16 protein-coding genes are annotated in these 18,452 nt (G+C 66.1%); 3 read left to right on the forward strand and 13 right to left on the reverse strand.

The window, feature by feature from the left end; genetic code table 11:
• Positions 1-204: 204 nt before the first annotated feature.
• Positions 205-699: a DUF962 domain-containing protein gene (locus J2X06_RS12315; RefSeq protein WP_310062843.1), complete on the forward strand. Its 495-nt coding sequence runs from the start codon at positions 205-207 to the stop codon at positions 697-699.
• A gap of 17 nt (positions 700-716) precedes the next feature.
• Here the strand turns inward: J2X06_RS12315 and J2X06_RS12320 are convergent, their stop codons facing one another.
• The 4 genes from J2X06_RS12320 to J2X06_RS12335 form a co-directional block, all read right to left on the reverse strand.
• Complete coding sequence (locus tag J2X06_RS12320; protein ID WP_310062845.1) at positions 717-1,193, reverse strand: FUSC family protein; 477 nt, start codon at positions 1,191-1,193, stop codon at positions 717-719.
• Between the two features lie 37 nt (positions 1,194-1,230).
• Positions 1,231-2,616, reverse strand: a complete 1,386-nt coding sequence (locus J2X06_RS12325; RefSeq protein ID WP_310062847.1) for an OprD family outer membrane porin — start codon at positions 2,614-2,616, stop codon at positions 1,231-1,233.
• An 84-nt stretch (positions 2,617-2,700) separates the two neighbouring features.
• Positions 2,701-4,401: an aspartate:alanine exchanger family transporter gene (locus tag J2X06_RS12330; RefSeq protein ID WP_310062849.1), complete on the reverse strand. Its 1,701-nt coding sequence runs from the start codon at positions 4,399-4,401 to the stop codon at positions 2,701-2,703.
• Positions 4,402-4,436: 35 nt separating this feature from the next.
• On the reverse strand, positions 4,437-7,205 hold the full coding sequence (locus J2X06_RS12335) for a hypothetical protein (RefSeq protein WP_310062850.1): 2,769 nt from the start codon (positions 7,203-7,205) through the stop codon (positions 4,437-4,439).
• 547 nt (positions 7,206-7,752) lie between these two features.
• Here J2X06_RS12335 and J2X06_RS12340 point away from each other — a divergent pair.
• The gene (locus tag J2X06_RS12340; protein WP_310062852.1) at positions 7,753-8,640 is read left to right on the forward strand and encodes a DMT family transporter; all 888 of its coding nucleotides are present in this window, start codon (positions 7,753-7,755) and stop codon (positions 8,638-8,640) included.
• A 54-nt stretch (positions 8,641-8,694) separates the two neighbouring features.
• Here the strand turns inward: J2X06_RS12340 and J2X06_RS12345 are convergent, their stop codons facing one another.
• The 7 genes from J2X06_RS12345 to hppD form a co-directional block, all read right to left on the reverse strand.
• A complete protein-coding gene (locus J2X06_RS12345; protein ID WP_310062853.1) occupies positions 8,695-9,585 on the reverse strand; it encodes an NAD-dependent epimerase/dehydratase family protein in 891 nt (296 codons plus the stop codon).
• Complete coding sequence (gene nhaA / locus J2X06_RS12350) at positions 9,585-10,826, reverse strand: Na+/H+ antiporter NhaA (RefSeq protein WP_310062855.1); 1,242 nt, start codon at positions 10,824-10,826, stop codon at positions 9,585-9,587. The genes J2X06_RS12345 and nhaA overlap by 1 nt, the downstream gene beginning before the upstream one ends.
• 50 nt (positions 10,827-10,876) lie before the next feature.
• Positions 10,877-11,833, reverse strand: coding sequence for a sodium:calcium antiporter (locus J2X06_RS12355; RefSeq protein WP_310062856.1), 957 nt, complete (start codon positions 11,831-11,833; stop codon positions 10,877-10,879).
• Between the two features lie 97 nt (positions 11,834-11,930).
• Positions 11,931-12,557: a hypothetical protein gene (locus tag J2X06_RS12360; protein WP_310062858.1), complete on the reverse strand. Its 627-nt coding sequence runs from the start codon at positions 12,555-12,557 to the stop codon at positions 11,931-11,933.
• Positions 12,558-12,684: 127 nt separating this feature from the next.
• Positions 12,685-13,995, reverse strand: coding sequence for a homogentisate 1,2-dioxygenase (hmgA, locus tag J2X06_RS12365; protein ID WP_310062859.1), 1,311 nt, complete (start codon positions 13,993-13,995; stop codon positions 12,685-12,687).
• 13 nt (positions 13,996-14,008) lie between these two features.
• Complete coding sequence (locus J2X06_RS12370) at positions 14,009-14,407, reverse strand: endonuclease domain-containing protein (protein ID WP_310062861.1); 399 nt, start codon at positions 14,405-14,407, stop codon at positions 14,009-14,011.
• A gap of 53 nt (positions 14,408-14,460) precedes the next feature.
• Entirely contained in the window at positions 14,461-15,531 is a 1,071-nt protein-coding gene (gene hppD, locus J2X06_RS12375; protein ID WP_430539598.1) for a 4-hydroxyphenylpyruvate dioxygenase, read from the reverse strand.
• Between the two features lie 126 nt (positions 15,532-15,657).
• Here hppD and J2X06_RS12380 point away from each other — a divergent pair, with 126 nt between their 5' ends.
• Complete coding sequence (locus J2X06_RS12380) at positions 15,658-16,140, forward strand: MarR family winged helix-turn-helix transcriptional regulator (protein ID WP_310062865.1); 483 nt, start codon at positions 15,658-15,660, stop codon at positions 16,138-16,140.
• Between the two features lie 223 nt (positions 16,141-16,363).
• On the opposite strand, the gene J2X06_RS12385 is transcribed toward J2X06_RS12380, so the two are convergent.
• Entirely contained in the window at positions 16,364-17,872 is a 1,509-nt protein-coding gene (locus J2X06_RS12385) for a peptide MFS transporter (protein ID WP_310062867.1), read from the reverse strand.
• Between the two features lie 161 nt (positions 17,873-18,033).
• Positions 18,034-18,450 (reverse strand): NUDIX domain-containing protein, encoded by a 417-nt coding sequence (locus J2X06_RS12390; protein ID WP_310062869.1) that lies wholly within the window; start codon positions 18,448-18,450, stop codon positions 18,034-18,036.
• Positions 18,451-18,452 lie beyond the last annotated feature (2 nt).

Genomic DNA, 18,452 nt, shown 5'->3' on the forward strand with positions numbered 1-18,452 from the left:
CGGCAGGTCGGAGCGTCGGGCCTCCAAGGTGGACGGTTCGAGCCATCGGGGTTCGCGCGCGGACCGGTGAAGTCGGCGCGGAATCTCATGAGCAACGCAACGCCGACAGGCAGGAACGGGGCGCAGCCGGTTCGTACGAACGGCGATAAAGTAGGCCCAGCCATCCCGCCTTCCGCCTTCCGCCTTCCGCTTTCGGAGCCCGCCATGAACTCCTTCGCCGATTCGTCGCAGCGTCCGATCGATCGCTGGTTCGCCCACTACTCCGGCGACCATCGCAACGCCACCAACCAGCTGATCCACGTGATCTGCGTGCCGGCGATCCTGTGGAGCGTGATCGCGCTGCTGTGGTGCATCCCGGCGCCGGGCACGTGGTTCCGCGCCGGCTTCTGGGCCGGCATGGCGATGCTGGCCACCGCGCTGTTCTACTACCGCGCCTCGCGCAAGCTGGGCCTGGGCATGGTCGTCGTCTTCATGCTGATGGGCCTGCTGACACGCTGGCTGCACGACAGCTACGGCACGCGCACGCTGCTGGCGCTGGGCATCGGCGTGTTCGTCGTCGCGTGGATCGGACAGTTCATCGGCCACAGCAAGCTGTACGAGGGCAAGCGCCCCAGCTTCTTCACCGACCTCACCTACCTGTTGATCGGACCGGCCTGGGTGCTGGCCAAGCTGTACCGGAAGCTGGGCTGGTCTTACTGACGCACCACGAAGACCGGTCACGAAGACCGGTCGTGCGGAACAAGTTTCGGCAGCAGGCTCACCAGCACGGCCGCTGCGATACCCAGCAGCGTCTCGACCATGCGCACGAAGGCATAGAACCAGGGCTGATCGCCATGGTCGAGCAGGACGACGCCGCAGATATACCCGGCCACCTTGGCCGCGTGCCGGAGCCTGAGCAGATCGCTCAGCAGCATGGCGCTCAGGATGCCGAACAGCAGCGTCCACACGTTGGTCGGCAGCACGGAATTGATGGAAGCGCCCATCAGCGTCCCCAGCACCGTGGCGGCCAGCCGCGGCACCGCGAGCTTGCGCGATTGCGCGGGCACCAGGTCGGTGACCAGGACGGCCGAGATCATGGCGTAGATCGGATACTGCAGCGACATCAGCTCGGCGACTGCCACAGACAGCCCCGACGCCAGCGCGGCGCGAAGGGCCAGCTGGAGGTCGAAGAGCTTGATCGGCCAGGGCTTCATGAGGCCTCCACCCGGACCGCCCGGAGCGGGCCACTCCTCAGAGCGATGGCGGGTCGTAATAGATCATGAAGCGCAGATCGCTCAGCTCCGATCCGGTGGGGTCATCCTGCTGCACGTTCGCATAGCGCACCCGCACCAACAGCCCCTTCAACACACCCTCGGGCGGCGCGAACTGCAGGTTGAGGTCGTACTCCTCCTTGGCGAACTGGGTCGGATCGTCGGGGCTCGAACCGTCGACATACAGCCCATACACGCTCAGCCCCTTGAGCGACTTGAAGTTGTAGCTGGCGCGCGCAAGCCAGGCATCCTCGCCATCGCGGTTGAAATCCTCGACCTGCACGCTGGTGTAGCCCGGATAGCCGCTCCACGGGTTCTGCATGTTGGCGTCGCCGTCGGTGCTGGTATAGGCCAACGTGAACAATCCGCCGCCAGCCTCGAGCTCGCCCTTGCCGCCCCACTGGTGGGACGAGAAGCTGGTTCCCTTCAGCAGGTCGTCGCCGGTGCTGTCCTGATCGGAATACTGCAACGAGAACTTCAGCTTCTTCTTCTCGGCCAGCGGTATGTCGTATTTGGCCTCGGTGTAGAAGATGTTGATGATGTCGTTGCTGTAATAGTCGATCGCACCGAGCGAGAAGGGTCCCTTCTTGTAGTTGGCGCCGGCGGCATAGACGCCGCGCTCGACCGAAGCGCCGGCGTCCACCGACATCGATACGAATTCGTCGGAGTTGCGTTCCTTGATCTCGTCGAAGTAGCCCGCGCCGACGCGCCATTCGGACCCGCCTTCATCGCCGCCGTACAGTCCCTGCACGGTGATGGCCTCGAAGGTGTTGGGCGTCATGCGCACGTCGTTGCGATTGATGTACGGCGTATCGATGCTCAGACGCCCGAAGTTCAGGTGGGTGTCCTCGTTGAACAGGAACTCGCCGTACAACTGGCCGAGCACCGTGTAGCCCTTCTGGCCCGGCTCAAGCAGCAGGGCGCCGTCCTCGTCCACGTCGCCATGCAGGCGCTGCGAGGTGTATCCGGTCGCGCCAAAGGCGAAGCGCTCGCGGAAATAGCCGGTCTTGAATCCGGCCGATCCACCAATGGCCCACGACTCGCTCTTGGTGTCGTCGAACTTGTCCCGGTCCAGGTAAAAGGTGCGGAACTGGACATCCCACGCGGTGTCCGCCCACGCCTTGCGCCGCGTCTCGCGTACCCATTCGCGGTGGTCGCGCACGCCGAAGGACTCGTCCAGCGGCGTCTGGCCCTGTTCGACGGAACTCTCCTCCGCGTCCCGTTCCTGCTGGTCCCGTTCCGGGGTCGCCGACTGGGCCGCCGCATCGCCCACGGCCATCAGGCCGGCCAGGCACAAGGCGGTGGCGAGGAGGGCGACAGGGGGAGCCTGTCGCATGACGGTTTTCGTAGTGGCGTACTGGTTCATGGGTCATCCATCCACTTGGCGAGTCTCCACGCGAACGGCGTGGCGACTCGCGTTGCAGTAACGTGCGCCGTTTCCTTTGGCGCCCTATTGCGACAGCAGCATCGCGAAGTAGCCGAACACCGTGTACAGCACGCCGGACACCGCATAGCCCACCGGGAAGCCGACCCACGGCACGCTGGTGCCGGTTTCCTTGGCCGCCTCGCGCGCCGGACCGGAGTGCGAACGCGAACCGGCGACGCCGCCCATCAGCACGGCCGGATTGATCTTGAAGACGTACAGTCCGATCGCCCAGGTGATGAACGGCGGGATCGTGCTGGCGACGAAGCCGGCGACGAAGATCTTCACCGCGATCGCGCCCGTCAGTTGTTCGAGCAGGGTCGCGCCGGCGTTGATGCCGACGATGGCGATGAACGTCACCAGGCCCAGGTCCTCTAGGATGTTGCGCGCCGCATTCGGCGTGCTGCCGAAGAACCGCAGCCGCGACACCAGCGACGAGACGAGGATGCCCGACAGCAGCAGGCCACCGGCATTGCCCAGGCCAACCGAGAAGTCGCCCACCGGCACGGTGATCTTGCCGATCAACAGGCCCAGCACCATGCCTGCCGACAGAGTCAGCAGGTCGGTCGACGTGCTCGGGCGGGCGATCCGGCCCAGCTTCGCCGCGACCTTGTCGATCGTGCCCTTGAGGCCGGCCACGTACATCACGTCCCAGCGCTTGAGCTCGGTCTCGGTGCCGAGCGGAATCGGCTCGCCCATGCGCTCGATGCGCGTGATCTGCAGGTGTCCGGCGAAGTCCTCCTTCGCGAACGACTTGAGCACCTTGCCGTCGGCTTCCTTCTCGGTCACCAGGATCTCGGCCTGGTCGAGCGGAATGTTCAGCACCTTGGCATCCGGCACCTCCGCGCCGATCAGGCCCAGGTTGGCGGTCAGTTCTTCCAGATGCCCGCCCAGTGCGATCACATCGCCCTTCTGCAGCACCAGGTCGGGTGAGGCGCCGAGCGCCTCGTCGCCTCGCACCACGTTGACGATGCGGTATTGGGGATAGCCCTGCCGGAAGTCGTGGATGCTCTTGCCGGCGACCGCGGCGTTGTCGAGCCGATAGGCGCGCAGCCCGCCGGCGCGATAGCCGGTGACGGCGGCGTCGTCGACGTTCTTGACGCCGTGCTCGGCCTCGTACTGGGCGGCCGCCGCCTTCGCATCGATGCCCCACCAGCGCGGCAGGTACTTGCAGATCAGGATGATGCCGACCGTGCCCCAGATGTAGGTCACGCCATAACCCAGCGCGATCATGGCGGTCACCTGCTCGGCGGTCGTGCCGGCGGGAAGCTTGTAGGCGCCCTGTTCGACCGCCATTTCCGCGGTGCCGATGGCCGCCGACATGGTCTGCGAACCGGCCAGCACGCCGCCGGCCGCGCCGGCCGGAAGCTCCAGGATCTTGCTCATGAGCACCACCAGGCCCAGGCCGAGGAAGGCGCAGACCACGGCGAGGATGGTGAAGGTGATGCCGTCCTTCTTGAGGCTGTTGAAGAACGCGGGACCGACGCGCAGGCCGACCCCGTACATGAACAGGTAATAGAAGAGCGACTTGGCGAAGTTGTCGAGCTGCAGCTTGACGCCGTACGTCGACGCCCATGTCGCCAGCGCCGCGCCGACCACCACCGCCGCCGCGACCATGCCCAAGCCGTAGCCCTTGACTGCGAACTTGCCGACCCATACCGCCATGCCTACCGTGAAGAACAGCAGGATGTATGGGTTGTCTGCGAGAAACTGGAAGAACGCTTGCATGGCGGTTGCTCCCGGGATGGGCGAAGGTCAGTCGGTCAACGATCGGATCCGGCCTTGAGGCCGGCGAGTGCGGAGGGCTTGATCAGCTTCAGCCCCTGCGCGGCGTGGTAGCCGTGGATTTCCTTGACGTCCAGCTTGCGCATGTAGGCGATGGTGTCGGCCTGTATCACCTGGCCTGGCACCATGATCGGGAAGCCCGGCGGATACGGGATGACGAAGTTCGCCGAAACCATCTCGGGACCGTCCTTGAGGCGCTTGTCGATTTCGTCGCTGGCGAGCCTGATGAACTCGCAGTTCGACTCGTCGTAGGCCATGAAGAACGCCGGCCGCATGTGACCCTCGTTGCTGCGGCTCTTCGCGTTGTCGCGGAACGCGTCGTGGAAACGGCTGAAGTTCGGCAGGTCAGGCACATCGGTCATCAGCGACTTGACCCGCGCCTTGAACACGTTCTGTCCACCGGCTCCCTCCTGCGCCAGTCGCGAGTCGATCTCGCGCGAGAGGTCGGCCAACGCCTTGATCAGCAGCGCCGCATCGCTGTGCGTGTTGTTGATGTTGGTCTGGACCAGGATGGAGTTGCGCGAGGTCTTGTTGATCTGGATGTCGAAGCGCTCGGCAAGTATTCCCTTGAACTGGGTACCGTCGAAGCCGGCCGCGCCGCAGACCAGCGTCAGGCGGGTCGGATCGAGCGCGAACTCGTCCTCGTCCCAGGCCTTCAGGGTGTCGGACCAGTTCGCGTTCGGCGGGCCGTAATCCTTGATTCCAGACGAGCGGAACTCGGCCGGGATCATTTCCTCAGGGCTCGCGACGCGGAAGTACTTGGAGATCAGCGGATGCGTGTTGATCGCGCGGCGCAGGCGCACCGCCAGGTCGGTCATGCGCATCGTCATCGCATAGCCTTCCAGTTCCATCTGCCGGCGCGCCAGGTCGAGCGATGCGATCAGCTGCAGGTTGGGCGAGGTCGAGGTGTGGGCAAAGAAAGCCTCCTCGAACGGGCCTTCGACCTGATGGAAGTCCTCGTCCCACACCAGCATCATCGAGCCCTGGCGGAACGCCGACATCGACTTGTGGGTGGAGTTGGTCTGGTAGACGCGGATGCGCACCTTGTCCGGGTCCGGCAGCAGGCGCGCGTCGAGCAGCGACTTGTCGCCCGGGTCGAGCTTGGGATGTTCCTTGGCCCAGGCCGCGTACTCGTCGCGATACTCCTTGGAGCGGAAGCGCTCGGTCAGCGCCGCGGCCGCGCCCATCGCGGTGCGGCGACGGTGGAACGGATTGAAACGCGCAAAGCCGAACCACGCCTCGTCCCACAGGAAGACCAGGTCGGGCTTGATCGCCAGGCACTCTTCCATCACCCGGCGCGGGTTGTACATGTGGCCGTCGAAGGTGCAGTTGGTCAGGTCGATGACCTTGACCCGGTCGAGCTGGCCCTCGGCCATGCAGTCCAGCAGCGCCTGCTTGATCGTGCGCAGCGGCACCGCGCCGTACATCGAGAACTCGGTCAGCGGGAACGCTTCGACGTAGTACGGTTGCGCGCCACTTAGCACCATCCCGTAATGGTGCGACTTGTGGCAATTGCGGTCGACGATGACGATGTCGCCTGGCTTGCATATCGCCTGCACGACGATCTTGTTGGAGGTCGAGGTGCCGTTAGTGCCCAGGTACGCGCGCTTGGCGCCGAACGCGCGCGCAGTGAGGTCCTGCATCTTCTTGATGTTGCCGGTGGGCTCCAGCAGGCTGTCGAGGCCGCCGGTGGTGGCCGAGGATTCGGCGAACAGGATGTTGGTGCCGTAGAACTGGCCCATGTCGCGGATCCAGTTGGACGGGAACACCGACTTGCCGCGCGCGATCGGCAGCGCGTGGAACGTGCCGATCGGGCGCAGTGCGTATTTCTTGAGGTTGTCGAAGTACGGCGTGTCGAATCGGTCCTTGACGCCGTCGAGGATCGACAGGTGCAGCTCCATCGGCTCCTCGACATGGTGGAACAGGCGCCGGATCGGCGCCGCCTCGTCGCTGCCGGCCAGGCTTTCGGGCGCGCGGTCGGACAGCAGGTAGATGTCCAGCTCCGGGCGGTAGGTATGGATGCCGCGCGCCAGCGTGGTCGCCATTTCGCCCGGCACCACCGAGTCGGGATCGACCTTGATGTGGCGCTCCAGGTACGCGTGCAGGCCCGGAACGTCATGCCGCGTCGCGTACTGGAACCCGTCGATGATCACGACCGCCTGCAGGTCGTCGTTGACCATCATCGCCAGCGCCGCGTCCTCGAAGCTGCCCACGTGGACCACGCTGTAGTGGAACTGGTCGTCGGGACGACGCATGCGCGCCATTTCGTCGCGCGAGCGCATCCACGTCGACGCAGGCGAGGGCGTGACCACCAGCACCTCGAAGTACGGCTTGCCAATCCCACCCTCCATGACGTCCGGGGGCAGCACATCCAGCGTCCGGCCTTCGCCTTCCGCCGACACATCCCATACGAATTCGTCGCGGCGGAAATCGCCGGAAAGCAGTGCTCCGGAGACCTTCTGCACCAGTCGCGCCGACGTCGATGCATCGTTGGCCTCCAGCGCGTCGGAGATGGCGCCGAGCAGGCGCGGGCCGGGATAGGCCCAGCAGTGCTCCAGCTGCATGATCGTGTCCAGCAACTTCGCCGCATCCGCGCGCAGGTTCGATCCCTGCGTGGCCTTGTCGCTGAGGTTGGCCCAGGTCCGCGCGATGGCGTTGAGGTGGCGCCACTTGTCGGTGCGTGTTGCGGAGACCGACAGCACGGCGGTGAGGGACTCGGCTTGCTGCTTGGGGGCGCCCGTGTTCATTTACATGATCCTCATGTGAAAACTGGATTCAGCACGCTCCCCAGGCGGCCTTACCCCGACGTTCAAACAACGGCGCACAGCGGTGGCACCGGCCGTGCCAAATTCATCCCGCTTGCTGGGGGCACCCAAAAGGTGTCGTGGGGCCGCGGAGGCCGGCCGAAGTCAACGCGTCGCGGCCGTAGTTCCGGGTCGAGGGCCTTCATGTTCAAAGGGAACTGCAACCCCTTCGTAGATGGCATCCATCGATCGGCGGCTGCCATGACCACTTCGGGGAAACCCGACGCTCCGCCATCTGCCCGAAGCGATGCGTGAGGCTCGGGTTTTACGTTCGTTTGCCCGGGCAAATCCGCGCAGGGCTCCCTGAATGATTCATGCGAGGCGCCTGGGAACCTCGTGCAACGCAGCAGCCTTGCGTGGAGGTGGATCGCGCGTCGTCCGCACGCCACACTTGCGCCTGATAAGCACGTACCACGTCTTGCCCGGACAGCGCGGCTGCCCGGCGACAGGCGGGATGCGCGTGCCACCCACTCTTGCAAGCCCCTCGCCCATGCCCACCCGCGACATCGTCCTGGTCCTGATCATCGTCATCGCCTGGGCCGGCAACTTCCTGACCTCCGCGCTGGCAATGCGTGAGATACCGCCGTTCCTGTTTACCGGCTTGCGGTTCGCGCTGCTGGCGCTGCCGCTGGTGTTCGTGGTCAAGCGCCCCGCTCCCGGGCAATGGCCACGACTGATCGGGTTGTGCCTGCTGATCGGCGTGCTGCATTTCGGGCTCAGCTTCACCGCGCTGAAGATGGCGGGCGACCTGTCGTCACCGGCGATCGTCATGCAGAGCTACGTGCCGATGACCACATTGCTGGCGTGGTGGTGGCTGGGCGAGCGCTTCGCCTGGCGCACCGTGCTGGCCATCGCGGTGAGTTTTGCCGGCGTGCTGGTGCTGGGGTTCGATCCGCTGGTGCTGGACCGGCCGATGGCGCTGGTGCTGATGCTGATCTCGGCCGCGTTCCTGGCGGTGGGCACCGTGCTGATGAAGGGCCTGCGCGGCCTGGATGTCTACAGCGTGCAGGGCTGGACGGCATTGTTCAGCGTGCTGCCGCTGCTGGCGATCAGCGCGATCCTCGAGCCCGGCGCGATGGCGCAACTGCCCTCGGTGAGCTGGGTCGCATGGGGCGGCGCGCTGTACGCGGCGTTCGTCTCTTCGCTGCTCGGCCATGGGCTGTACTACGTGCTGGTGCAACGGCATCCGGTGGCGCAGGTGACGCCGTGGCTGCTGCTGGTGCCGGTGCTGGCGATGGGCCTTGGCATCGCGTTCTGGGGCGATCGCCCCGGCCCGCGCCTGCTGCTGGGCGGCGCCATGGTGCTGGGAGGCGTGCTGATCATCGCGTTGCGCGCATTGAGCAAGGCCCGCACGGCGCCACCGGCCGAAGACCTGTAGGACGGGCTCAAGGCGCCGCGCAGATCCGGGATCTGTCGAGAACCTGTCGAACGCTCACGTGACGGGCCAAGGCCCGCCCAACTCCTCGCGCGGCAAGAACATGTCGGCTCGTGGACGGAACGGCCGCGGCGCATATCCGAAATCGCGCTGCGCAGGCGACAGGTCGAACACCAGGTCGCTGCGCATGCGTCGTACCGCGGCCTCGCCCAGACCGGTGGCGCGGCCCGCAACTTGCGCCGCAAACAAGGCCAGACTGAACAACGGCGACGGCAGCTCGACCAGTTTCGCTGCCGGGTGCAGCGACGCCAGCACGCGCGCGACCATGTCGCGGTAGGTCAACGTCTCGCCGCCCGGCAGCGCGTAGGCCTGTCCATGCGCGGCGGCATTGCCGACGCACGCGAATGCTGCTGCCGCCAGATCGTCGACATGCACCGGCTGGCGCAGTCCGTCCGCATGGCGAGGCAGCGGAAAGCGGCCCCAGCGGCTGGCCAGCTGCGCGATGCGCGTGAGCGTGGTATCGCGTCCGGCACCGTAGACCAGCGTCGGGCGCAGCACCGTCGCGGCCGCGCCACGCAAGGCCGCCTTTTCGAACAGTCCGGCTTCGCCCTCGCGCAGGCGCCGCGCGACATCGCGCTCGGCGGCATCGGCCGAGCCGCGCTTGGTGTCGACGCTGGTGGAGCCGAACGCGACCACGCGGGGACAATCGATCGCCGACTGCCGGTACCAGCCGGCGAAGGCGTCGAGCGGACCGCAACTGAAGATGGCATCGACGTGCCCGGGAATACCTTCGGCATGCCCCAGGCCACCCTGAAGCCAATGCAGTCCGGGCCGGTCGGACTGCATCTGGCGCGACACCGCGGTGATGCGCCAGCCGTCGCGGCTCAGCAGACCGAGCAGCGGATGGCCGATCTGGCCGCTGCCGCCGAATACCAGTGCATGCCGCATCAGTTTCCTCCGACTCGTGCCGGCATGGTCGCGCGCAGCCATGCGTAGCCCACGATGGCCGACACCACCGACGCGACGAGCACGCCGAGCACGGCTTCCTCGTAATGCGCCGGCACCTGATAGGCCAGCGAGGCAATGAACAGGCTCATCGTGAAGCCGATGCCGCACATCAGCCCCAGGCCCAGCATGGCGCTCACGCCCATGCCGGTCGGGAAGCGCGTCCAGCCCAGCGCGCGCATCAGCAAGGCGGCACCGACGATGCCGACCGGCTTGCCGATCACCAGGCCGATCACCACGCCCATCGGCAGTGGCGTGAGCATGTCGCCCAGGCTCAATCCGGCCAGCGCGAGGCCGGCGTTGGCGAACGCGAACAACGGCAGGATCGCGTAGGCCACCCACGGGTGCAGCGCGTGCTCCAGCGACTCCAGTGGCGAATGTTCGTGCTCATCCGCGATGGCGTTGTGGCGATCGACATGGGGAATCATCAGGCCGGTGGCCACGCCGGCCAGCGTCGCGTGCACGCCGGACTTGAGCACGCACACCCACAACACCACGCCCAACACGATGTAGGGCGCCAGGCGCTTCACGCCCAGCCGGTTGAGCAGCACCATGCCCGCGATCGCCGCCCCCGCCCACGCCAGCGCCGTCATCGACAGGCCGTGCGAATAGAACAGCGCGATGATCAGGATTGCGATCAGGTCGTCGACCACGGCGATCGTCGACAGCAGCAGCTTCATGCCGCTGGGCACGCGCGAGCCGAGCAGCGCCAGCACGCCGAGCGCGAAGGCGATGTCGGTCGCGGTGGGCACCGCCCAGCCGCGCATCGCCTCTCCATTGCCGCGATTGAACGCGACGAACAGCAGCGCCGGTACGACCACGCCCGCGAAGGCGCAGACCATCGGAAGAATGAGCTGGTCGCGACTGGACAACTGCCCGCTCAGCGTCTCGCGCTTGATCTCCAGCGCCACCAGCAGGAAGAACACCGCCATCAGGCCGTCGTTGATCCACAGCAACAGCGGCTTGGCGATCTCCAGGTCGCCGAAGCGCACGTGCACGGGCAATCCCCGGAACGCTTCGTAGGCCTGCGACAACGGCGAGTTGGCCGCGACCATGGCCAGCGCCGCCGCGGCGATCAGCATGATGCCGCCGGCGGCTTCGAGGCGGAAAAACTCGCTCAGGGATTGCAGCGCGCGCCGCGAAAATGCGGGCGAAGCCGTCCCGGTCCGGTCTGCTTTGTCCATCGGGCGAGTATACCGACCGTCGTTTCGGACCCGCCTTGCTGGTGATGTCGTCAGCGCTGGAGCATCAACAGCTCGAACACGATCCACACCAGCAACGCGAGCAGCATCACCGCGCCTTCCTTCCTGCTGATGCGCAGGTCGCCGCGCAGCATCGGGATCATCATCAGCGCGAATACGCCGGCGGCCGGCAGCTCGTAACGCACGAACGAGGCAGGGATCGGCAACGCGCCGTGGATCACCGCCATGCCGCCGACGATCACCAGCAGGTTGAACAGGCTCGACCCGATCACGTGGCCGACCACCATGTCACCGCGGCCGCGCCGCGCCGCCGCCACGGCGGCCGCCATCTCGGGCAACGCGGTGCCGATCGCCACCGGCAGCAGGCCGGTGACCAGCGGCGTCATGCCCAGCGCCTGGCCGATGTCGGGAGCACTGCCCACGACCAGTTTGGAGCCGAAGTACAGCAATACCGCCGCGATCACGAAACGCAGCACGTTGAGCGTGAGATCGGTTCGAGTCTCGGCGAACGCGGCGATCGCGCCCTGCACTTCCGGAGACTCGCGGCGCGTACGCGCCATGGCGAAGGCGACGACCGCCACGAAGGCCACGATCAGGCCGACACCTTCGATGCGCGTCAGCCGGCCATCCAGCCCCAGCACGATCAGCGCCAGCGTGCCGGCCAGCAACACGAGCAGCAGCGGTGACAGCGCGCGCCAGCGCACCAGCAGCGGCGCCGCCACGGCGGCCGCGCCCAGCGTCAGGCCGAAGTTGACCACGTTGCTGCCGACTGCGTTGCCCAGCGCCAGCGCGCCTTGCCCGCGCATGATCGCCTGGAGATTGACCGCCAGTTCCGGAAGCGACGTACCGAACGCGACCAGCAACAGGCCGGCCACGAACGGCGATGCGCCGATCCGCAGCGCAAGACCGGATGCGCCCTTGACGATGGAGTCGCCTCCCAGTGCCAGCAGCACCAGGCCAAACACGAACAAACCGACGGCCTCTAGCATCGTGATCCCTCCCTGCGGTCCGGCGATTCTATGCGCCCGCCGGCGCAGCCTGTCCAGCAGCAGTGCGCGGTTTCGATATCGTTTGCGATCCCGCGCTTCAAGAGCAGCCTTCGACGTAGTCGACCTGCGGCGGCAACCCGATGCGCCAGGACGTGACCCGACCGGCCGCATCGGTCTCGAACAGCAGCACGCCGGCGCCCGCATCCGGCGCACCGATGCGCAGGTAGTGGCCGCCTTCGACGTACTTGTGCTTTTGCTCCTGCACGCGACCGGCGTAACGTCGGCCGATCTCCTGCGCGCTCATGCCGACCTTTCCGCCTCCGGGCCCCTCGATATCCGGCGCGTCGACATCGATCCGCGCGAACTTGCCGCCTTCGAACATGAAGGCGATGCGGTATCCCGACGCCCCGCGCGGTTGCGGCACCAACTGGTAGCAGCCGCCCGCCTCGGCCGGCCTGGCATCGCCGAGATCGGCGCCCCAGGCCATGCGCACCTGCTCCTCGTTGCTGCCAAAGCGCGCCGGCCCGAAGCCACCGAACCCGATGGCGTCCGGTGCAGGCATCGAGGCCATGGCGGTGGTGGGGGTCGGCGCGGTCGCGGGCGGCACGTCGACCGTTGGCTGATCACTCCCGGCCGGCGGCGCGGGCACCACGGCGGGTTCGGGGGACCGCTCGCCGCAGGCCGCGATCATCAGCACGAGCGGCAGCAGCAGGCTGGGCCTCATCCGGCCATCTCCTCGTCGTAATCCGATGGAGCCTAACCGCGCGCGGTGAACGCGATGCATACGCCATCAACGCAGAACGGGCCTTTCGGCCCGCTCGTTTCATGCGCTTCGGCTGATCGGTCGGGCGTCAGCCCTTGGGCGCGGCGTAATGCTTCTTCAGTCCCGCCCAGCAAGCCTGGTATTCGCGCTGGCGATGCGCGGCTTCCAGCGCCTGGCGCGTCGGCCGGATCACCGCGCGCGTCTCGAACATGAAGGCCATCGTGTCGCCAATGACGTCCGGCCTGGCGAGGTCGGCCGCACTGGCCTTCTCGAAGGTCGCCGAGTCCGGGCCGTGTCCGGTCATCGAGTTGTGCAGCGACGCACCGCCCGGGGAGAAGCCCTCGGCCTTGGCATCGTAGGCGCCGTGCACCAGGCCCATGAACTCGCTGGCGATGTTGCGGTGGAACCACGGCGGGCGGAACGTGTCCTGCGCCACCAGCCAGCGCGGCGGGAAGATCACGAAATCCATGTTGCTGGTGCCCGGCGTGTCGCTGGGCGAATGCAGCACCAGGAAGATGCTCGGATCGGGATGGTCGTAACTGATCGAACCGATCGTATTGAAGCGGCGCAGGTCGTACAGGTACGGCGCGTAGTTGCCGTGCCAGCCGACCACGTCCAGCGGCGAATGGCCGATGTCGGCGCGCCACAGATGGCCCTGGAACTTGCCGATCAGTTCGAACTCGCCTTCGACATCCTCGAAGGCCGCATTCGGCGTGAGGAAGTCGCGCGGATTGGCCAGGCCGTTGCTGCCGATCGGACCGAGATCGGGCAGGCGCAACATCGCGCCGAAGTTCTCGCAGACATAGCCGCGTGCCCCGCCGTCGGGCAGCGACACCGCGAAGCGGACACCGCGCGGGATCGCCGCGATCTGCTGCGGCTCGACTTCCAGCACGCCCAGTTCGGTGGCGATGTGCAGCCGACCCTGCTGCGGCACGATCAGCAGCTCGCCGTCGGCGTCGTAGAAGTAGCGCCCCTGCATGTCGCGGTTGGCGGCGTAGAGATGGATGGCGACGCCGTTCTGCGCGGCCGGCGAACCGTTGCCGGCCATCGTGAAAAGGCCATCGACGAAATCGACCGGCGAGGTCGGCATCGGCAACGGATTCCAGCGCAACTGGTCGGGCGTGACCGGGCCATCGCCGAAATCGTTGTGGAAGCTCGGCCCTGAAGCCGGCACGTAAGGCTCGAACGTTCCGTGCATCGCCGCCGGACGGATCCGGTACAGCCAGCTGCGGTGGTTGGCGTGGCGCGGTGCCGTGAACGCCGTGCCCGACAGTTGTTCGGCGTACAGGCCGTGGGCGACGCGCTGCGGCGAGTTGCGCCCGATCGGCAGCGTGCCGGGAACCGCCTCGGTAGCGAACTCGTTGCCGAAGCCGGATTGGTAGCCAGTGCTGAGGATCATGCAGACATCGCTCTTAAAGCCCCTCTCCCATCGGGAGAGGGGTTGGGATGAGGGGCCGGCGGCCGACGGCGTTCCAGATCGCCTCGATGACCGCATCGGTCTTAAGCAGTACATCGTTGTTCCAGAGACGAAGCACCTTGTAACCCTTGGCCTCAAGAAACCGCGTGCGGACTGCATCGGAGTTTTGTGTGTGTTGTGACCCGTCGAGTTCGATCACCAGCCCGGCGTCAAGGCAACAGAAATCCACGACATAGGGTGGCAGCGGATGCTGACGGCGGAACTTCATGCCTGCCAGTTGCCCGTCTCGGAGATGGCGCCAGATCTTTCGCTCGGCGTCGGTCATCTCCTTTCTCAAGGATCGCGCCGCTTCCAGCGTATTGGTGGGCAGCCTTGCCCTCTGACGGTATCCCATGCTCCACCCCTCACCCCAACCCCTCTCCCGGAGGGAGAGGGGCTCAATCCTGATTACAGCACGCCGCGCCGCATCTGGTCGCGCTCGATGCTCTCGAACAGCGCCTGGAAGTTGCCTTCGCCGAAACCTTCGTTGCCCTTGCGCTGGATGATCTCGAAGAAGATCGGGCCGATCGCGTTCTGGGTGAATATCTGCAGCAGCTTGCGCTTGTGCGTTTCCGGATCGGCGTCGATCAGGATCTTGTTCTTCGCCAGGCGCGCGACGTCCTCGCCGTGGTCGGGCACGCGCTGGTCGATCACGTCGAAATAGGTGTCGGGCGTGTCGAGGAACTCGACGCCCTGCGCGCGCATGGCCTCGACGGTCTCGTAGATGTTGTCGGTGAAGCAGGCGATGTGCTGGATGCCCTCGCCCTGGTACGCGTCGAGGTATTCGTTGATCTGCGACTTGGGATCGCTGGACTCGTTGAGCGGAATGCGCACGATGCCGTCCGGCGCGGTCATCGCCTTGGACACCAGACCGGTCTTGGCGCCCTTGATGTCGAAGTAGCGGATCTCGCGGAAGTTGAACAAGCGCTCGTAGTAGTCCGACCACTTCTGCATGTTGCCGAAGTAGAGGTTGTGCGTGAGATGGTCGATGAAGGTCAGGCCGAACCCGGTCGGGTTCTGGTCCGCGCCCTGCACCGGCAAATAGTCGGCGTCGTACATGGAGCCGGCGCTGCCGTAACGGTCGACCAGGTACAGCATGCAGTCGCCGATGCCCTTCACCACCGGAGCGTCGACGGCGCGGCTATCGGCCTTGTCGGTGATCGCCTCGCCGCCGTTGTTGACGACGGTGTCGAACACCACGCCGGCCGGCTTCTTGAAGCGGATCGCGAAGCCGCAGGCACTGGGGCCGTGTTTGGCAGCAAAATCGGCGGCGAAGCTGTCCGGGTCCTCGTTGACCAGGAAGTTCACGCCGCCCTGGCGGTATACGGTGATCGGACGGGTCTTGTGGTGCAGGGCGGCGGTGAAGCCCATCTTGCGGAAGTAGTTGTGCAGCAATTCGCCCTGGCCCGCCGGCGCGGCGAATTCGACGAACTCGAAGCCGTCGATCCCCAGCGGGTTCTCGAACGTGGTGACTTGCATGCCGAGGTTGGGCTGCGCATTCATGGCATTGTTCTCAGGTGGCGGCAGCGTCCGCTGGGGACGGCCTTGGAATCGGTAACGGTCGTTATAGTTTCAATTGAAACCATAATCAAGGGTCTTTGCGACATGAATCAGCTCCGCCCAGGCCATGCCGAACTCGACCTGGAGCATTTCCTGCCCTACCGCCTGTCGGTATTGAGCAACCGGCTCAGCAGCATGATCGCCCGCATCTATACGGAGCGATTCGCCCTGAGCATCACCGAGTGGCGGGTGATGGCCGTGCTGGGCCGCTACCCGGACCTGTCCGCCAACGAGGTCGCGCAGCGCACGGCCATGGACAAGGTGGCGGTCAGCCGCGCGGTGGCGCGCCTGCTCGATGCCGGGCGCCTGATGCGCGAGATCCACGGCGACGACCGTCGCCGTTCGGTGCTGCGCCTGTCGGAGGGCGGCTACAAGATTTACGACGAAGTGGCCCCGATGGCGTTGGCGTTCGAGCGGCGCGTGCTCGACGGCATCGACGAGAACGAGCGGGCCCTGCTGTTCCGCCTGCTCGACCGGCTGGACGAGTTGGAGCTGCGCGCCGAACTGGAGTCGCCCGACTCGCCGTAGGCGACCTTGGCCCGCCACTGCGGTCGCGGGGATGACGATCCGGCAAAAAAACGGCGGCCCGCAGGCCGCCGTTTTTGTTCGTCATTCCAGCGAAAGCCGGAAATCCATTTTTGCCTTTGCCCTGGCTCCAACGGGGCCAAGGGGCTGCGAGATGGATCCCCGCCTTCGCGGGGATGACGCATCGGCAAAGTCGCTCGCGCTCGTGCGCGAGCGGGCCGAAACGTTACTTCACGCCATGCATCAGTTTCTGGATCAGCGGGGCGATCAGGAACAACAGCACGCCGGCGCCGAGCAGCAGCCAGAATCCGAAGGTGTAACCGTCGAGCGCTGAGGCCGCGGTCATGCCGGTTTCGCCGCTGACGTAGCCGGCAAAGATGCCCGACAGGTTGTTGCCGATGCCGGTCGACAGGAACCAGCCACCCATGCCGAAACCGACCAGGCGCAGCGGCGCGAGCTTGGTCACCATCGACAGACCGATCGGGGACAGGCACAGCTCGCCGATCGACTGGATCACGTAGACCATGAAGAGGGTCCAGAACGGGATCTTGCTGTCGGCGCCGAGCAGGCTGGTCAGCGCGAACATCAGCAGCAGGAAGGCCAGGCCGTTGAAGATCAGGCCCAGGCCGAACTTGCGCGGGATCGACGGATTCGCCTTGCCAAGGCGGACCCACAGCCACGCCAGGATCGGCGCGAAGGCGATGATCGCCACCGAGTTCACGGACTGGAACCACGCGACCGGGAACGTCCAGTCGCCGAAGGTGCGGTCGACGATCTTGTCGGCGAGGAAGTTGAACGAGCTGCCCGCCTGTTCGAAGAACATCCAGAAAAGGATGTTGAACACGAAGATGATCAGCATCGCGATCGCGCGGTCGCGCTGGACGGCGCCTTCGCGGACGCCTTCCACCAGGATCAGCACACACAGGGCGATGAACATCGGGGTCAGCACCCACCAGTTAAGCGTCTCGGCGTCGATGGTCAGCAGGTAGAAGATCGCCGGGATCGCAGCCAGCGCGCCGATCAGCGTGGCCAGCACGCGGCCCTTATGCTCGCCGCCCACGTTGGGACGACCGATGCCTCCGAGCTCGCGACGGCCGAACCAGAACCACACCAGGCTGATCAGCATGCCGACGCCGGCGGTCATGAACACCACCTTGTAGGACGGCATTTCCGGCGTTCCGAACACCTGTTCGGCCAGCCAGCCGGTGAGCAGCGGCGCGACCATCGCGCCGAGGTTGATGCCCATGTAGAAGATGGTGAAGCCCGAGTCGCGGCGCTCGTCGCCTACCGGATAAAGCTTGCCCACCATCGTCGAGATGTTCGGCTTGAACAGGCCGTTGCCCGCGATCACCGTGGACAGGCCCAGCTTGAACATCGTCTGGTCGGGCATGGCGATCAGGAACAGGCCCACCGCCATGATCACCGCGCCCAGCAGGATCGAGCGTTGGTACCCCAGGACCCGGTCGGCCACATAGCCGCCGAAGATCGCCGCGGCGTAGACCAGCGCCAGGTACGCGCCGTACAACTTGTTGGCGGGCTGCTCGCCCGTGCCGGAACCGTCATAGAACTGCGCGACGATGTACAGGGCCAGTGCCCAGCGGATGCCGTAGAACGCGAAGCGCTCCCAGAACTCCGTCATGAAGAGCATCCAAAGCGGCTTGGGATGCCCCATGACCTGCTTGAATTCCGGAATCGGCGCGGGCTGGCCGTGCATAGGTGTCGCGGTTCCGCTCATGCGGTGTCCCCTGGTGGTTCGAATACTGAATGGAAAGCCCACGCCTGCGGCACGGGACCCGGGAGATTTACCGGGTGATCACCGTCACGTCAAACTTGTGTGAAGGCCGATCCATGTTGCTGCGTCGCAGCATTTGCCGGGTCGGGCGCCGGCCTCCCTGTTCAGGTGCGCGTGCCCGCGGCTGCCAACGCTCGGCCCAACAACTCAGGGAAACGGGCATGCGCGCCTGCCAGCCGCTGCTGCGCCTCTTCCAGCGAACACCAGCGCAGTTGCGCATGCTCCTGGCGAGCTTCGGGCTCGCCTTGCCATCGGGTCACCCGATACAAGCGCAATCGCCACGGCTCCGGCGCCTCGCCATCGATGCAGTCCATGTACTGCAGCTGCGTGGCGACGATGCCCAGCTCCTCGTCCAGCTCGCGCAGCAGCGCCTGTTCGGCGCTCTCGCCCGCTTCGACATGGCCGCCGAACACGTCCCACGCGCCCGCCAGCCAGTCGCAATCGTCGCTACGTTGGCCGAGCAGCACCCGGCCCTCCTTCACGACGAACGCGCCGACACAGTCGTGCACGCGCGCCGTCATGG

The sequence above is a fragment of the Lysobacter niastensis genome, assembly GCF_031457115.1.
Taxonomy (GTDB): Bacteria; Pseudomonadota; Gammaproteobacteria; order Xanthomonadales; family Xanthomonadaceae; genus Lysobacter_J; species Lysobacter_J niastensis_A.

Coding starts and splice junctions, on each gene's coding strand:
- J2X06_RS12360 (WP_310062858.1), bottom strand. CDS start 12,557: ATGAGGCCCAGCCTGCTGCTGCCGCTCGTGCTGATGATCGCGGCCTGC.
- J2X06_RS12390 (WP_310062869.1), bottom strand. CDS start 18,450: ATGACGGCGCGCGTGCACGACTGTGTCGGCGCGTTCGTCGTGAAGGAG.
- J2X06_RS12345 (WP_310062853.1), bottom strand. CDS start 9,585: ATGCGGCATGCACTGGTATTCGGCGGCAGCGGCCAGATCGGCCATCCG.
- hmgA (WP_310062859.1), bottom strand. CDS start 13,995: ATGATCCTCAGCACTGGCTACCAATCCGGCTTCGGCAACGAGTTCGCT.
- J2X06_RS12315 (WP_310062843.1), top strand. CDS start 205: ATGAACTCCTTCGCCGATTCGTCGCAGCGTCCGATCGATCGCTGGTTC.
- J2X06_RS12335 (WP_310062850.1), bottom strand. CDS start 7,205: ATGAACACGGGCGCCCCCAAGCAGCAAGCCGAGTCCCTCACCGCCGTG.
- J2X06_RS12320 (WP_310062845.1), bottom strand. CDS start 1,193: ATGAAGCCCTGGCCGATCAAGCTCTTCGACCTCCAGCTGGCCCTTCGC.
- J2X06_RS12385 (WP_310062867.1), bottom strand. CDS start 17,872: ATGAGCGGAACCGCGACACCTATGCACGGCCAGCCCGCGCCGATTCCG.
- J2X06_RS12355 (WP_310062856.1), bottom strand. CDS start 11,833: ATGCTAGAGGCCGTCGGTTTGTTCGTGTTTGGCCTGGTGCTGCTGGCA.
- J2X06_RS12330 (WP_310062849.1), bottom strand. CDS start 4,401: ATGCAAGCGTTCTTCCAGTTTCTCGCAGACAACCCATACATCCTGCTG.
- nhaA (WP_310062855.1), bottom strand. CDS start 10,826: ATGGACAAAGCAGACCGGACCGGGACGGCTTCGCCCGCATTTTCGCGG.
- J2X06_RS12370 (WP_310062861.1), bottom strand. CDS start 14,407: ATGGGATACCGTCAGAGGGCAAGGCTGCCCACCAATACGCTGGAAGCG.
- J2X06_RS12380 (WP_310062865.1), top strand. CDS start 15,658: ATGAATCAGCTCCGCCCAGGCCATGCCGAACTCGACCTGGAGCATTTC.
- J2X06_RS12325 (WP_310062847.1), bottom strand. CDS start 2,616: ATGAACCAGTACGCCACTACGAAAACCGTCATGCGACAGGCTCCCCCT.
- J2X06_RS12340 (WP_310062852.1), top strand. CDS start 7,753: ATGCCCACCCGCGACATCGTCCTGGTCCTGATCATCGTCATCGCCTGG.
- hppD (WP_430539598.1), bottom strand. CDS start 15,531: ATGCAAGTCACCACGTTCGAGAACCCGCTGGGGATCGACGGCTTCGAG.